General features: G+C 75.4%; 13 protein-coding genes. All 13 read right to left on the reverse strand.

Annotated features, from left to right (window positions below; translation table 11 throughout):
- Window positions 1-3933, reverse strand: a complete 3933-nt coding sequence (locus ACIBEC_RS00600) for a LysM peptidoglycan-binding domain-containing protein (RefSeq protein ID WP_360489911.1) — start codon at window positions 3931-3933, stop codon at window positions 1-3.
- Window positions 3933-4382, reverse strand: coding sequence for a hypothetical protein (locus ACIBEC_RS00605; protein ID WP_396287649.1), 450 nt, complete (start codon window positions 4380-4382; stop codon window positions 3933-3935). Before ACIBEC_RS00605 ends, ACIBEC_RS00600 begins: the two co-directional genes overlap by 1 nt.
- Window positions 4383-4541: 159 nt before the next feature.
- A complete protein-coding gene (locus ACIBEC_RS00610) occupies window positions 4542-5024 on the reverse strand; it encodes a TadE/TadG family type IV pilus assembly protein (protein WP_360489915.1) in 483 nt (160 codons plus the stop codon).
- On the reverse strand, window positions 5021-5395 hold the full coding sequence (locus ACIBEC_RS00615; protein WP_360489917.1) for a TadE/TadG family type IV pilus assembly protein: 375 nt from the start codon (window positions 5393-5395) through the stop codon (window positions 5021-5023). The genes ACIBEC_RS00610 and ACIBEC_RS00615 overlap by 4 nt, the downstream gene beginning before the upstream one ends.
- A gap of 38 nt (window positions 5396-5433) precedes the next feature.
- The gene (locus ACIBEC_RS00620; RefSeq protein ID WP_360489919.1) at window positions 5434-5724 is read right to left on the reverse strand and encodes a hypothetical protein; all 291 of its coding nucleotides are present in this window, start codon (window positions 5722-5724) and stop codon (window positions 5434-5436) included.
- A 97-nt stretch (window positions 5725-5821) separates the two neighbouring features.
- Window positions 5822-6700, reverse strand: coding sequence for a hypothetical protein (locus ACIBEC_RS00625; RefSeq protein ID WP_360489921.1), 879 nt, complete (start codon window positions 6698-6700; stop codon window positions 5822-5824).
- Window positions 6697-7659: a type II secretion system F family protein gene (locus tag ACIBEC_RS00630; RefSeq protein ID WP_360489923.1), complete on the reverse strand. Its 963-nt coding sequence runs from the start codon at window positions 7657-7659 to the stop codon at window positions 6697-6699. Before ACIBEC_RS00630 ends, ACIBEC_RS00625 begins: the two co-directional genes overlap by 4 nt.
- Window positions 7659-9215 carry an ATPase, T2SS/T4P/T4SS family gene (locus ACIBEC_RS00635; RefSeq protein WP_396287672.1) on the reverse strand — a complete coding sequence of 519 codons (1557 nt, stop codon included), beginning with the start codon at window positions 9213-9215 and terminating at the stop codon, window positions 7659-7661. The genes ACIBEC_RS00630 and ACIBEC_RS00635 overlap by 1 nt, the downstream gene beginning before the upstream one ends.
- Window positions 9216-9282: 67 nt before the next feature.
- Window positions 9283-10611: a hypothetical protein gene (locus tag ACIBEC_RS00640; protein WP_360489927.1), complete on the reverse strand. Its 1329-nt coding sequence runs from the start codon at window positions 10609-10611 to the stop codon at window positions 9283-9285.
- Window positions 10611-11480, reverse strand: a complete 870-nt coding sequence (locus ACIBEC_RS00645) for an SAF domain-containing protein (RefSeq protein WP_360489929.1) — start codon at window positions 11478-11480, stop codon at window positions 10611-10613. Before ACIBEC_RS00645 ends, ACIBEC_RS00640 begins: the two co-directional genes overlap by 1 nt.
- A 64-nt stretch (window positions 11481-11544) precedes the next feature.
- Complete coding sequence (locus ACIBEC_RS00650) at window positions 11545-12483, reverse strand: hypothetical protein (RefSeq protein ID WP_360489931.1); 939 nt, start codon at window positions 12481-12483, stop codon at window positions 11545-11547.
- Window positions 12477-12884 (reverse strand): hypothetical protein, encoded by a 408-nt coding sequence (locus ACIBEC_RS00655; RefSeq protein WP_360489933.1) that lies wholly within the window; start codon window positions 12882-12884, stop codon window positions 12477-12479. Before ACIBEC_RS00655 ends, ACIBEC_RS00650 begins: the two co-directional genes overlap by 7 nt.
- Before the next feature lie 353 nt (window positions 12885-13237).
- Window positions 13238-14089, reverse strand: coding sequence for a hypothetical protein (locus ACIBEC_RS00660; RefSeq protein ID WP_360489935.1), 852 nt, complete (start codon window positions 14087-14089; stop codon window positions 13238-13240).
- Between the last annotated feature and the right edge of the window lie 212 nt (window positions 14090-14301).

Below are 14301 nucleotides of genomic sequence, written 5' to 3' on the forward strand. Positions count from 1 at the left end.
TCAGGACCCGGCGAGCAGGTCCCGCAGCAGGGTGACGGTGTCGGAGTCGAGGTCGCGGCCGGTGCGGCGGCTGAGGGCGTCCAGCCGGTTGACGGCGCGCAGGAGCTGGTCGCGTGCGCCGGCCGAGGCGTAGGCGTAGAACAGGTCCCGGTGCAGGAGTTCGACGTCCGGGGCCACCGCGAGGCCGCGGAAGACGGCTGCCTCGGCGCTGCGGTGGTCGCCGTACTGCAGGCGGCGAGCGGCCAGTTCATGGGCGGTGTCGACGATCGCCGCGATCATGTCCTGGCGCTCGGCCTCGGCCCAGCCGTACGAGGCGGGCGGGGCCTCGGCGAACGGGGCGCCGCGGACCAGGGCGAGCGCGTGGGCCAGGGCGGCGTCGGCAGTGGCGCTGGTGCTGCGCATGCCGCGCCGGTAGAGGCTGCGGAACTCGTCCCAGTCGCAGGTGACCGCCGGGGTGAACGAGTAGCCCTCGGTGGTGTCGGTGGGCAGGAAGGCGCGGCCCTCGGGTGAGATGCCGAACCAGGCGGACAGGTCGGCGAGTTTGCCCGGCAGCGGGCTCTTGGCGTCGGCCGCGGTGGGATGCGGGTCGAGGTGTGCGGCGCCGGGGTGCAGGTCGTGGTCGAGGGCGTGGTGGTCGGAGCCGGGGCGCAGCGCGAGGTAGACGGCGAGCTCGGTGAGCCGGGGCAGCGCGCCGGTTTCGGCGGTGCCGAGGACGCCCGCGACGTCCACCGGGCCGAGCAGCCGGATCCGGGGCGCGTTGCGGGCGGCGTGCGCCTCCGGGGACCGGAGGATGGCGAGCAGGTCGTCGCTGTCGCTGCGACCGGGTGCGGTCCGGGCGACGGGGGCGACGGCAGCGGAGCCGGGCTCGGAGGCGGATCCGGAGGCGGGACCGGGCTCCACCACGGGCTCGGCGGCGCCGGCTTCGGCGTGCTCGGTCTCCACTGCCGCGGCCGCGGCCTCGGTTTCGGACACGGCTGCGGCTGCGGGTCCCGTCTCGACAGTCGGCTGCGGCTCCTCGACGGGCTCCGGGGCGACCGGACGCGGCACGACCGGCTGGACGGCGAGCACGGCCGTCGGAGCGGCCTCCGCCGGGGCGTCCACCGCCCCGGCAACCACCTCGCCAGTCGCCTCCTCGCCGACCCCGGCAGCGGTCCCCTCCGGCTCCTCGGCCTCCGGCGCTCCCGGCCGCCGCAGGTCCCGGGTGGCCTCGTCGCCCGCCGCCTGCCGTCCCTGCCCGTTGACCGCGAAACGCGCCGGACCGGCCGGAACCGAAGCCGGACCAGTCGGCGCCGGGGCGGGCGTCACCGGGTCCGTGCCCGCGAACGGGCTGGCCCCGGTGCCGATGACCCGGGCGAGCAGCCGCGGGCCGGCGGCCGTGTCCGCACCGCTCTCCGGCGCACCGCTCTCCGCCGCACCGCCGGAGGCCCCGACGGCGACCAGTACCGGTACGGCGGCGGGCAGTTCGGTGGTGTCGGTGTCCTCCGGCCCGTCCAGGGTCCAGGCCGGGGCGGGGTGCTGGGTGGTGTCGTCGGCGGCCCGGAGCAGCTCGGCGACCTGGTCGTACTGCCGCGCGCTGAGCCGCTGCAGCTCGACGGTGAGGTGCAGGCCGGGGATGGCGGCCTGGCCGGTGGTCGGGAGGGTCCAGCGGGCGACCGGGCCGGTTCCGCGCTCGGGGGCGAGGGTGATGACGGCGACGCAGGTGCGCGGACGGCCGTCGAGCAGCCGGCCGAGTTCGGCGGGGATCCCGCCGCCGGGCTGCTGGGCGCAGAGCACGATCTCGGGGATCCACGACTCGTCGGCCTGGCCCCGGCTGCGGGCGTCGCGCGGGCTGGCGGCCTCGGCGGCGACCAGGGTGGCGCGGGCCTTGGCGGTGCGCGGGCCGAGGGCGGCGAGCGCGGCCTCCAGGGTGGTGTGGCGGTGCACGCGTTCGGCGGCCGGGCCGCTGATCGGCACCTCCTCGGCGAGGTCGACCAGGTGCAGGTGGAGCCGGTCGGCGAGCGGGCTGTGGGCGAGTTCGATGGCGAGGGTGCGCAGCACGTCGCGGGCGTCGTCCGGGTGGCCGGAGAGGTGGAGCAACCGGACGGCCTCCAGGTCGGCGAGGACCACCGAGCCGTCGGGCGAGGTACCGAGGGTGACCAGCGCGGGGTACGGCGCGGCGGTCTTGCGGGCCTGGGCGGCGCTGAGCATGTCGCCGGACTCGGCGCTGCACCACCAGACGTTGGCGGCGTGCGCGGCGCGGAACGGCGCGATCGGGGTGGCCGGTCCGGACAGGTGCAGCTCGACGGTGTGGCCGGGGGTGATCCGGGCGGCGACGATGGCGGGCAGGCGTTTGCCGCCGCGCACGGTGTTGCGGGCCAGGGTGCGCAGTGCTCGGTCCAGCAGTTCGAGCCCGGCCTGGTCCTGCCGGGCCATCAGCTCGTTCTCGAAGGCGGCGGCCTCGGCGGCGGGCATCGCGATGCGGTGCCGGGGGCGGCGGGCGCGCTGCTGGGTGCCGCGCTTGTGGGCGACGGTGCCGACCATGATGGCGGCGAGCAGGATGCCGACGGTGGAGGCCGTGAGGGCGACGGTGTAGTCGTCGTTGGTAGCCGGGTCGGCGTGCGCGGCGGGCGCGGGCGCCGGGGTGGGCGCGTGCGTCGGCGCCGGCGCCGGCTGCGGCGCGCCCTGCGCCGGCGCGGGAGCCGGTGCAGGGGCCGGAGCGGGCGCTGGGGCCGGAGCGGGCGCCGGCACCGGCGCCGGAGCAGGGGCCGGAGCGGGCGCGGGCGTGGCGGCCGCCCCCGGCACCGTGAGCACCATCCCCGGCACCACCACGTCCGGGTTGGTCAGCTGCTCCCCGTCCGGTGCCTGCACTCCCTTGTTGGCCTCGAACAGCTTCGGCCACTCCTCCCCGTCCCCCAGCTCCCGCTGGGCGATGGCCGACAGGCTGTCCCCGGCCTGCACGGTGACGGTCCGCTGCCCGCCCGTGCCCGCGCCCGGCTCCGTCCCGGCCTGCGGCGAGGTCCCCTGTGGCGAGGCCCCCTGCGGAGTCCCCTGCGTCGTGTCGCCCGAGGGCGCGGGCGCCGGAGCGGGCGCGGGTGCCGGCGCCGGGCTCTTCGCCTCGTCCGGCTTGGCGTCCGCCGGCATCAGCAGTTCCCAGCCGGGCTGGATCGGCCGGTCGGCGTCGAAGCGGATGCCCGAATCGTCCATCACCCGACCGTCGTTGAGCTTGGCGATCTCCATCCACCGTTCGCCCGAGCCCAGTTGGCGCTCGGCGATGGACCACAGGCTGTCGGCGGGCCGGCTGTCCCGCACGGTGTACGTGGGCTGCTGCTCGGCGGCGGGTGTCAGGGCGGGCGCGGACTGCGCGGCGGGCAGGGCGGCGCGCTGCACCCCCGGGGTCAACTGGGCCTGGACGGCCGGAGTGTGGGCCAGTTCGGGCACGGCCGCGAAGGCCGAGCCGGCCACCGGCAGCAGGGCGAGCACCGAACCGACCAGCCCGGCCGCGATCCGCTGGCTCCAGCCGAAGGCCGGGATCCGGCGGGCGATCCGGCCGCGCAGCTGGGCGGGGATCTCCAGCAGGACGGAGAGCGCGAAGCACCCCCAGGCGAGCCAGCCGACCCCCACCAGCGCCCACAGGAACAGCCGTCCGTCGTCCGGGCTGGTGAGCGCCTCGCCCACGCCGCCCGGCGCGACGTCGCCCATCCCGGCGACCGCGTGGGTGCCGTACAGCAGCAGCGCGGGGACGCCGACCAGCAGGACGAGCAGGGTGACCAGCGCGGCGAGCGCGGTGATCAGGGCGCCGCCTCGGCCGCCGCCTCGCGGCGGTCGGGGCGTCGGCGCGCCGGGCCGTCGCGTGCCCCCGCCGCCTCTGTGCGTGGCTCCGGTATGCGTGGCTCCGGCCCGGCCGGTACGGGCCTGGGCGGTTCGGGCCTGGTCCTTGGCACGTGGCGCGGCCATCAGTCGGTCTCCGCTTTCTCGACTCCGTGGACGAGGGTCGCACTGCCCTTGCCCGTTACCTTCCGCTCCCCGAGGGCGCCCAGCAGGACGGGCCGGTAGTCGGCCTGCACGGTGACGGTGACGACCTTGCCGTCACCGGAGAACTCGATGCCGCCGGCCTTCAGGCCGTACAGGCCGAGGTAGGCGTCGGCGGCGTCCCGGACGTACTTCTCCTCGACCTTGAAGCCCGCCCCCTGCAGCACGGCGGCCTGGTCGAGCTGCTGTCCGCCGACCCGCGCGGCCTCCTGGGCGTAGGCGTCGGTGCGCTCGGCGACCCGCAGTCGGCCGCCCGCGTCGATCACCAGGGCGATGACGAGGACGACGTAGGCCGCGCAGATGGCGACGAAGAGGGCCACCGCGCCCCGGTCGGACCGGCGCGCCCGCGCCCGTCGCCGCAGACGGCTCACCACCCGCATCCCCTCCCCCCAATCCGCACGCTGTTCTCCCCACCGGCCCCACCGGGCGCCACTCGGTACCGTTGCGTCATCCCCCGAGCGCTCTCCGCTTGCGTCTCCCCCGCGGGGGCCGCCTCCAATCCCCCGTTTTCGCCGTGGCGGCGGCGCGCGTCGTCATGTGCCCCGGTAGCGGTCCACCACCGAGGTGAACTCGCCGACGAGGTGTTTCGTCACGGGCACTCCGGACGGTCCGCCGAGCAGGTCGGCCAGTTCGACGTCGCAGACCACCGTGACCTTGACGGTCGTGACCGGGCCGCCCGGCAGGTCCAGCTCACCCTTGACCACGTGGACGTCGCCGTTCCGGCAGGACACACCCTGCTGGCGCAGCGACGCGAAGGCGGAGTCCCTGGCCGGCTGGTCCATCCCGTCCACGCTGCGCTGCAGCGAGGCGGTCCGGGCGCCGGCGCGGGCGGCGGCCTCGACGCTGCCGGCCGTGGTCTGCACCCGTCCGGCGGCGATGGCCACCAGGACCAGCCCGACCACGGGCGGCACGACGATCGCCGCCTCGATCGCGACCCCGCCGCGGTCCCGCCGCCGGGGGCGCCACCGGCGCAGGCGTGAACCGGGCGGGCGCGCACCGGGCAGCCCCGGTCTCACGGCTTCACCACCGGCGGTACGAAGCGCTCGCGCGGCGCCTCGGCGAACTGCGTGACGCTGGGCGCCGAGAGCCCGGGTATCAGCAGCGGCGGCGTCAGTTCCACGGTGACCCGGATGGTCTCGGGCGTGCTGCCGTCGGTCCGCACCGTGTAGTCGTGCGCGCCCTGCCGGTCGAGGAAGTCCCGGGCCTGCCGGCGCGCCGCCTCGTTCTTCACCTCGTCCGTCGCGTTCCCCTGCACCCGCCCGGCGTCCACGCCCTCGCGGGCGGCGCTGAGCGCGACCTGCCGGTCGTACCACCACAGTGCGGCCTGGACGACGAGCAGCAGGAGCAGCAGGACGACCGGGAAGACGATGGCGAGACTGACGCTCATCGACCCCCGGTCGGCTCCGCGGCGGAGAGGACGGCGCATCACTTGGTGGCGCCGCCCGCGGCCGCGCCGCCCGGCAGGTTCGGGTCCTGCTCCACCTTCTGGACGACCTTGTCCTTCAGCAGGTACAGCGCGGTCGCGACGGCGCCTGCGACGAACACCAACGCGATGATGGCGAGGGCGAGTTCGATGCTGATCGCGCCGCGGTCGCCACGCGCCCGGGCGGCCCGCAGCCGGCCGAGCCGCAGTGTGAACAGCAGCAGGGCGAACTGCACCGGCAACAGGACGGGCCGCAGTGCCCGGCCGGCCAGCTGGGCGAGTCGTACGGTCATCGGGTTCTCCCGGGGATGTGCGATGTGGTGTGGGGTGGTGTGGTGTCGGCTGCTCTGGAACGGGCGTCGGTCAGACTCGGTCGGGCTCGGTCGGGCGTCAGTTGAGCATCTGGTGGAGCGCCGGGAAGACGATCAGGACGGTCATCAGCAGCGTCAGGGCGGCCCCCGGCGCGACCATGCGCTCGCTGTCGGCGTTGGCGCGGGCGAGGTCCTCGGCGAGGAGTTCGCCGCGCAGGCCCTTGGCGCGGGCCCGCAGGGTGTCGTACACGGCGGCACCGTCGGTGCCGGACAGCCGCATGATGTCGGCCACGTCCTGCAGCGGGGTGAGTCCCAACTCCTCGGCCAGCGCGTCGAGTCCGGCCCACGGCGGGAGCCGGTCGGTGGCCGCGCGCTCCAGCGCGTCGCGGATCCGCCGGAACACCGCGCCCTGCCCGACCGCGGCGGCCCGGCGCAGCGCCTCGGCGGGGCCGCAGTCGGCGGCGCGCTCCAGCGCGACGAGTTCCAGGTAGGCGGCGAGGCCGTGCAGGTACTCGGTGCGCGCCTCCTTGGCCTCGCCGCGCACGATGGCGTCCGGAATGAACCAGAGCAGGCCGGCCAGCAGCGGCCCGGCGACCAGCGGCAGCGCGAAGGGCAGGCCGATGTCCATCAGCCCGGCCATCGCGCCCAGGTAGGCGGGCAGCACCAGGCCGAGCGCGGCGAACAGCAGCTTGTGCACCATGAACCGGGCCGGGGTGCGGCCGATCAGGGCGAGTTCGCGGCGCGGGACGGAGACCCCGCGCAGGTGGACGGACCGCTCGCCGATCCGGTCGTACCAGCGCGGCCGCTCGTCCGGGTCCTGCTCGCGGTCGGCCGGGACGGCGTGCAGCCGGTCCAGCGCCTGGCGCAGGTCCGGGGCGGCGGGCCGCAGTTCGGCGACCAGCAGGGCGAGGCCGCCGGCCGCGACGGCGCCGGCCAGCACGGACCAGGGGGAGATCATCGGGCCTCCCCGAGCTGCTCGGCCGGCTCGGCCTCGGGCGTCTGCGCGCCCGTCCGCCGCCTGCTCCTGCTGCGCCGGTCCGGCGTGAGCAGCCGGGGCACCGGCGGGTGGGAGGCCAGCGCCCGCATCCAGGCGATGATCGCCACGAAGAGGGCGGCGACCACGGCGAGGACCAGCTGGCCGAGGAAGGTGCCGTACGGCCGGGTGTACTCGGTGTTGAAGGAGCCGACCGTGACGACCAGCACGATGATGCCGACCAGCCAGCGGATGGTGGTCCGGTGCTTGGCCCGGTCGGCCTCGATGACGCGACGCTGACGGACCTCCTCGCGCACCGAGTCGGCCATGTCGGACAGCGTGCGGGCCAGGCCCGGTCCGCTGTCCCCGGCCCGCAGCACGAGCGCGGCGAGCACCTTGTCGGCGGTGGCGTCGGCCAGGCTGTCGGCGAAGGCGTGCAGCGCCTCCTCGGGCCGCCAGCGGGCCTGCAGCCGGGCGGCCAGCTCGCCGATCTCGTCCTCCAGGGCGGCGGGGGCGGTGCGGCGGCTGGTGACGATGGCCTGGTTCAGGCCGACGCCGAGCAGCAGCACGTCGGCGATCCGCTGGGTCCATTCGGACAGCGCTTCGAGCCGCTCGATCCGGTGGGTGTCCGCGCGGGTGGTGTCGAACAGCCAGGGCAGGCCGAAGATGGCCAGCGGCGCCAGCAGCGCGGTCAGCGGGATGCCGGTGAACAGCCAGGCCAGCGGCCCACCGACGAGCGCCAGCGGCAGCTGGACCCGGCGCAGCCGCACCATCCGGGGCGCGGCCGCCCCGGGGGCGCCGTACCAGAACACGTGGGCGCGCCCGGCGAGCGGGTTGGTCCGCGCGGCCGCGTCCTCGTCACCGGGCTCGCTGCCGCGGGACCAGGCCGCCAGGGCGACCAGGCCGCCCGCGACCGCCAGCCCGCACAGGGCGAACAGCAGCATCACCGCGCGCCACCGCCGATCCGCAGCTGCAGCGGGGCGGCCCAACTCCCGTACCGGGAGTCGAGCAGTCCGGCGTCGAAGCCGGCCCGGCGCAGGTCGTCCAGGCACTGCGGCGGGGTGTGCGGGACGGCCCGCGGCTCACCGAGGTCCGGCCGGGGGCCGAACACGGTGTTCAGCGCGGGCCGACCGCTCTCGCCGAGGCCGGTGACCTCCAGGACGTGGGAGACGAAGCGGTGCCGGCGGCCGCCCACGGCGGTCTCGTCGACCATGGTGACGTGCACGATGAGGTCCAGGGCGTTGGCGGTGAGCCGGTAGGCGAGCGAGTCGGTCATGTGCGAGCCGTACTCCAGGCAGAGTTCGGCGATGCGGTCGACCACCATGTGCGGGCCGCGGGCGTGCAGGGTGCACATCGAGCCGCCTTCGCCGTTGGTCATCACCCGCAGCATCGGGACGACCTCGCCGGAGCGGACCTCGCCGACGATGATGCGCGAGAGGGTCATGCGCAGCGCGGCCGGGATGAGGTCGCCGATCGTCAACTCCCCGGCCAGCCGCCCCTCGACGCGTTCGCCGTTGCCCTCGCGGGCCTCCATCGGAACGACCTGACGGAGGTGGCCGAGGGTGTGCAGCCAGAGCTCGAACTCCGACTCCAGGGTGCCGATCCGCTCGTCCGGCGGGATCTCGGCGGCCATCGCGCGCAGCAGGCTGGTCTTGCCGACGCCCTGGGTGCCGGTGATCATCACGTTCTTCCGGGCCCGGATCGCGGCGGCCAGGAAGGCGGCCAAGGTGGCGTCCAGGGTGCCGAGTTCGACCATCTCGGGCAGCGTCGCGGAGGCCACCCGGTGGCGCCGGATCGCCACGTACGGGCGGGGCGTCACCTCGGTGAGCGCCTGCAGGCGCATGCCGCCCTCCAGCCGCAGCGCGAGGGTGGGGCTGGCGGTGGACAGGCTGCGCTCGCCACCGCCGTGCTGCCGGGCCAAGTCCTGCAGCAGTTCGATGAGTTCGGCGTCACTCTCGGCCACCGGCGGGACCTGGCGCAGGGGTTGGTGCACCTTGGAGACCCAGACGTCGTCACAGCCGTTGATCAGGATGTTCTCGATCTCCGGGTCGTCCAGGTAGGGCTGGAGCCGGCCGGCCCGGAAGAGCAGGTCGAAGACGGCCTCGGCGAGGGCGCGGTCCTGCTCCCGGGTGGGCGGGATGCCGTGGGTCTGCGCGTAGGCGTCGGACCAGCGGGCGACGGCCTCCTCGATCAGCGCCCGGCCGCGCTGACGGCGGGTGGCGCGGTCCGGCTCGGAACCGGAGGCGGTGGTCAACCGGCTGATCTGCTGGTGCAGTTCGGCCGCGACCTGACGCTTGAGCTCCCGGGCGACCTGTGGGTCGACGACCGGCCGGGTGGCGGAGCCACGCACGTCCAGCGAGGGCAGCTGGGAGGGCACGGCGGTCGGCGCGGCCGAGCCGGGCACGACCGGGCCGGGGGCGACGGGGCCGGGGGCCACGGGCTGCGGCGCGACCGGGCCGGTCGCGGGCGGCGGCGTGGCCGTCGGCGTGACCGTCGGCATCGGTGCGGCCGCCGGAGCGGCCCAGGGCAGCGCGGCCGGGTCGGCCGCCGGGCGCTGGTGCAGGGGGCTACCGCGCACGGAGCACCTCCCCGGGGTTGTGCGGGTACTGCCCGTTCACCTGCACCTGATCATCCGTCACAGTCGGTTGCTGAAGCGGGTACCGGTCGTCCTGCTCGGCCCGCTGCGGCGACTGCACGTGCGCCGGGAACGGCGCCGGTGCGGCCGGCTGCGGCGCCAGCCCGGCCAGCGGCGCCACCGGACCGGTGATGATCGCCGGCGGAACCGGCTGCGGCGGGGTGTACGACGGCGACTCGGCCTCCACCGGACCGTAGGGCGACTGCCCGTACCCGGCCCGGTCGTACGCGGTCTGGCTGTACGCGGTCTGCCCGTACGCGGGCTGGCTGTACGCGGGCTGGCTGTACGCGGGCTGGCTGTACGGGGCCTGTCCGTACGTGGTCGGGGCGGGCGTCGGCACCGGCTGGGTCGGCACCGGAGGGGTGGGCACCGCCGGGGTCGGCACCGCAGCCGCCACCGGAGCGCCCGCCACCGGAGCGGCCGCCGACAGCCGGGCCGGCGCCTGACCCGGCCGCGCCGCCGAGCCCGCGCCCGGCGCGAGCCGCTGCCGCCTGCGGCGGACCAGCAGCTGCACCTCGTCCGCCGCCGACCGCGCCGTCCGCATCAGCTCGGAGCGGATGAACCGCCGATCGGTGGTGTCGCCGCCGTCGGAGAGCACCTTCGCCGTCCGGGTGGCGTGCGGCAGCATCCCGAGCACCGGCAGCCCGAGTTCGCGCGCCACCTCCGCGCGCGTGTACGGCCCCTCGGCGACCAGCAGCAGCCCGAGCGCGTCCGAGCCGGTGCCGGCGGAGGCCAGGTCCTCGGCGAGGGCGGACAGTCGGGGCCGGATCGAGCTCAGTCCGCGCAGCGTGGTCCGGACGGTCACCGCCACCACGTCCGCCCGGCGGGCCAGCACCGCGCTCGCGCCGGTGGCGCCGGAGCGGCCGAGGTCCACGATGACGTCGTAGCCCTGCTGTTCGACGGCGTGCAGCAGTTCGGCGAGCGGCTCCCAGGTGTAGGCGAGCCCGGGGGCCTGGGTGGGGTCGGTGAGTCCGGGGAGCAGCAGACGTTCGGCGTCGCCGTCCGGCGAGAGGTCGATCAGCTGCTCCCAGATGGTCTGCGCGAGCAGTCCGCGCCGGTCGGCCACGGCCAGGTTGCGCAGCCCGTAGACGGCTTCGACCCGGCCTTCCAGGGCGCCCGCGAGCACGGCGCCGCCGTCCGGGTCGGCCTCGACCAGCAGGATGCGCCGCCCGGGCTGGAGCGGCCAGGCCAGCAGCAGGGCCAGCGCGGTCGTGGTCGCGCCGGGCGCGCCCGGGCCGCCGACCACCGCGATCACCGCCATCAGGCGCCCCCGGTCGCGGTCGGGGCGGCCCCGGACGCACCGGTCCCGGCCGGGGGCGCAGCGGCGGAAGGAGCACCGACGGCGGGGCTGCCGCTCGGCGCCGGGCCGGGCGTGGTGCCGCCGCCCGCGCCCCCGGCCGAGGCGCCGCGCGGCGCCAGCAGCACCTGGATCCGCCCGCTCGCCACCCACTGCGCCAGCCGGGGCCCGTCCGCGGTGCCGACCGCGACGTCGATCACCTGGCTGCCGTCGGTGTCCACCCGGCCGACGGTGATCACCGTCGCGGCCAGCGAGTCGGCCCGGCCGTTGTCGGGCGTGTAGACCACGACCAGTTGCACCCCGGGCTGGAGCCGGCTGGCGGGCAGCTGGCTGCGCTTGGCCGACACCCCGACCACGATCTGCCCGGGCTGCACGGTGAGGCCCTGGGCCAGGTCGCCGCTGGTGAGCATCGCGCCGCGCTTGAGGTCGGTGGCGGCCCGCATGCCGACCGCCTTCGTCCGGTCCTGGGCCGACACCGGGTGCAGCGCCGGGTCGCCCGCGATCCGGGCCACCACCAGGTCGTCCTCGGTGATCACCTGGCCCCACGGCACGTCCCGGGCGAGCGCCAGCACCGCGACCCGCTGGCCGGTGCTGTTGTAGAGGACGGCCCCGCCCAGCCCGCCGGCCGCGATCAGCGCGATCGCCATCGCCAGCACCGCCGGGCGCCGCCGCCTCGCCCGCATGGTCCGCCCGGGCGCGTGCGGCACCGCCCGCCCCCGGCCACGGCCCTTGCCCGGACCGCCGGCCTGCTCCTGCTGCTCCGGGAGCGCCACGGAGGCCCCGGCGCCCGCGGGTGTGCCGGATCCCGGCGTCGCGAATGTACGGTTCTCCACCGGGTTCCGCCCTTCCCTTGTACGTTGCCGGATCGTCAGTAGTCGAATCGCCGCCGTGCGGCGGTCAGTTGAGGACCTGCACCTCGGCGACCTTGAGCGTGAACTTCGAGGACTGCGGGATGTCGACATCGAAGACCTTGGCGTTCGGCCCGGTCACGACGACGTGGCCCTGCCAGTTCGCCGTCACGGTGCCGGCGAAGACCCCGTCCTTCTTGGTGCCCGATCCGACGGCGAACGCGTACCCGCAGTCCGGCGACGCGGCGGCGCCGTACTTCGGGTCGTACGGCGTTCCGGGCTTGTCGCAGGTCACCTCGACGCCCGTGTCGAAGGTCCAGGTCACGTTCTTCAGCACGGGCGTGACGGTGACCGAGGCTCCGGGCACCTCGAGCTTCTTCGGATCGGGCGCCCGCACGCCGTCCAGCCAGAGCCAGACCGGCGCCTTGACCACGGCCGTGCCCTTGGGTGCCACGCCGGCGGCCGGCTTCGGGAACTTCATCTCGTGGGCGAGGCTGAGACCGACGGCCGCCAGGTTCAGCACCGGCGGACCGGCCGGCGCGCTCGACTCGAACACGCTCTGGACGCCGTCCGTGCCACCGCCCGTCTGCGGGCAGATCTTCGTGTAGATCGCGCCTTCCGTGGACTTGTGCCCCTCCCACTCCGGCGCGCCCTCCGGCGGCTGGGGGTCCTGCACCCTGAAGTAGCAGCCCACGTCGCTGTTGAACCAGCCGCGTTCCGGGTCGTGGCAGGCCCATTCCACCCCGTGGTAGCTGCACACCAGCGGGCCGTCGGACGAGCCGCCGCCACCGCCCGACTGGGTGGAGCCGGGATCGGGGGTCTTGCCGCCGGTGTGGACGTCCGAGCAGATCTTGTCGGGGGCACATTGGGTGGCACCCCCGCTCGGTGGTTCGTCCGCCGACGCCACCGCCGCCGTGGACAGCAGCAACCCGGCGGACAACGGTGCGAGGATCACGAATCGCCGGGCCCGATAGCGCCTGTTCAGCATGTCCGGTCCACCTCCCGCTTGAAGTCGTAGATCAGCCAACGTGCTTGGAACCAGCGCAGGGACGCCGTCGCCAGGTAGCGGTTCAGCCGTTGGGCCGGATCTTTCGCGGCCCGCGTGACGGCATCGACACGATGCCAGTCGGTCACATCGACGCAGTCCTCGATCACGGCGGTCTGCGGATCGGCTTTGAGGTCAATGGCCTTGACCACCGCGGAATTGCGCGGCGTTCCGGTCATCACCAGTTTGGCGTCGTGAAGTTGGCGGAGTCCGACCAGGACGTCCGACAGTGCGCGTCCGGAGGAGTACGACTCCAGCGAGAATCCGTCCGAATCCGTACGGGCGAAGGCGTCGGCCTGCGCCTGCCACCAGTCCTGATAAGTCTTCAGGGCCAGTCGGCCCATCGCCCCTTCCGGTCCGTCGGTCGGCGCGATCGAGGCGTTTGACGAACCACTCGAAGGAGTTACCGGAGCCGCTCCCGCAACCGTGGGCGCCGTCGCCCCGAGGTGATCGACGGAACCGCCGGAACCACCGCTCGCACAAGCGCCGAGCAGTAACACCAGAATCGCCCCACCGACCCCAACGGCCCCAGGGCGCAACACATTTCCGCGCTGCCGCATGGCCCCACCTCGTCGCGACCGACCCGATCCGTGATCCACGGCCGCCAGAAGAATTCCGCTGTCCCGCCGGTCTTTCCGCTGGGGATCGATTCTTCGCCAACCCACCCCATCACGGCAACACCTCAGGCCCCCTGACCTTACGCGGAAGGCGGTTCCGTCGGGGCACTTTCCCGCCACAGAACGGCCAACAGTTCTTCGGAAAGCGACAATCCGGCCAATGCGCCCCGAACCGCGGCCCGATTGCGCATCAAGAGGCGTCCGCCCTGCGGCGGAACGAGCAGGCGCGCGCCCGGCGCACCCGAACTACCGGCCGACTCCCGCCCGTCCGTCAGTGCCGCCACGGCTGGCTGGAGGTCCGACGGGGCGACGGCCGCGGGGGCACCCGGAACGCCCTGGCGCAGGACGGTGGTCAGCGCCCGGCTGAACGAGCCCTCACCGCCCGGCAGTACGGCGTCCCGGCCGCGTCTGCCCGGGGCGTAGCGCCCGATCCGGCCCCACAGCGGGACGCGCGGGAAGCTCAGCAGCTCACCCGCGCTGTCCTCGCCGCCGCGCTCCAGGGCCGCCCAGGTGTCCCGGTCGGCCACCGCGTCGACCAGCAGCAGCGCCTCCTCCTGGTCGCCGTGCACCATCGCGCTGACCACCCAGTCCCAGGCCAGGCCCCTGCGGTAGGCGTTGTCGGGGGTGCTGCCGCCGGTGACCAGGGCGAGCCGGCGCCCGCGCGGGTCGGCCACCAACTGGCCGACCACGCAGACCACCAGCCAGCGGCCCGGGTGCTGGGCCGCGTCCCGGACGGCGGTGAGCATCGCGTTGGCGTCCGCATCCGGCGGCGCCGCGGTGACCCGGCAGCCGGCCGCGCCGGTGTCGAAGCACATCCCGGGCAGCACCTCGGCGAGCAGCCGGGCCCCCTCCGGCGCGAGCGCCGCACCGCCGAAGGCCCGGTCGGGCCCGCCGTCCGCCCCGATCACCACCAGATCGACCCCACCCGCCATCGGTCTCCCCCTCCTGGCCGGCCCCGGCGCACCCGGGGCCGCCGCCCGCCACTGTGGTGCGCCCGCCGAGCACTTCGCGGGCGAGCCACCGTCCGCGTCACCGCTCGCCGCACCATTCCGGTCCACGTCACCGTTCCGGTCCACGTCACCGTTCCGCCGCCGGGCAGGCTATCGCCCCGGGCGGCCGCCGACGGGGCTCCCGACCCGTCCGC

The organism is Kitasatospora sp. NPDC051164, from assembly GCF_044455625.1.
GTDB lineage: Bacteria > Actinomycetota > Actinomycetes > Streptomycetales > Streptomycetaceae > Kitasatospora.

Bases quoted from the DNA above. Each gene is read 5' to 3' on its own strand.
- ACIBEC_RS00600 (WP_360489911.1), bottom strand. From the start codon at position 3,933: ATGGCCGCGCCACGTGCCAAGGACCAGGCCCGAACCGCCCAGGCCCGT.
- ACIBEC_RS00615 (WP_360489917.1), bottom strand. From the start codon at position 5,395: ATGAGCGTCAGTCTCGCCATCGTCTTCCCGGTCGTCCTGCTGCTCCTG.
- ACIBEC_RS00620 (WP_360489919.1), bottom strand. From the start codon at position 5,724: ATGACCGTACGACTCGCCCAGCTGGCCGGCCGGGCACTGCGGCCCGTC.
- ACIBEC_RS00625 (WP_360489921.1), bottom strand. From the start codon at position 6,700: ATGATCTCCCCCTGGTCCGTGCTGGCCGGCGCCGTCGCGGCCGGCGGC.
- ACIBEC_RS00630 (WP_360489923.1), bottom strand. From the start codon at position 7,659: ATGCTGCTGTTCGCCCTGTGCGGGCTGGCGGTCGCGGGCGGCCTGGTC.
- ACIBEC_RS00635 (WP_396287672.1), bottom strand. From the start codon at position 9,215: ATGCCGACGGTCACGCCGACGGCCACGCCGCCGCCCGCGACCGGCCCG.
- ACIBEC_RS00640 (WP_360489927.1), bottom strand. From the start codon at position 10,611: ATGGCGGTGATCGCGGTGGTCGGCGGCCCGGGCGCGCCCGGCGCGACC.
- ACIBEC_RS00650 (WP_360489931.1), bottom strand. From the start codon at position 12,483: ATGCTGAACAGGCGCTATCGGGCCCGGCGATTCGTGATCCTCGCACCG.
- ACIBEC_RS00655 (WP_360489933.1), bottom strand. From the start codon at position 12,884: ATGGGCCGACTGGCCCTGAAGACTTATCAGGACTGGTGGCAGGCGCAG.
- ACIBEC_RS00660 (WP_360489935.1), bottom strand. From the start codon at position 14,089: ATGGCGGGTGGGGTCGATCTGGTGGTGATCGGGGCGGACGGCGGGCCC.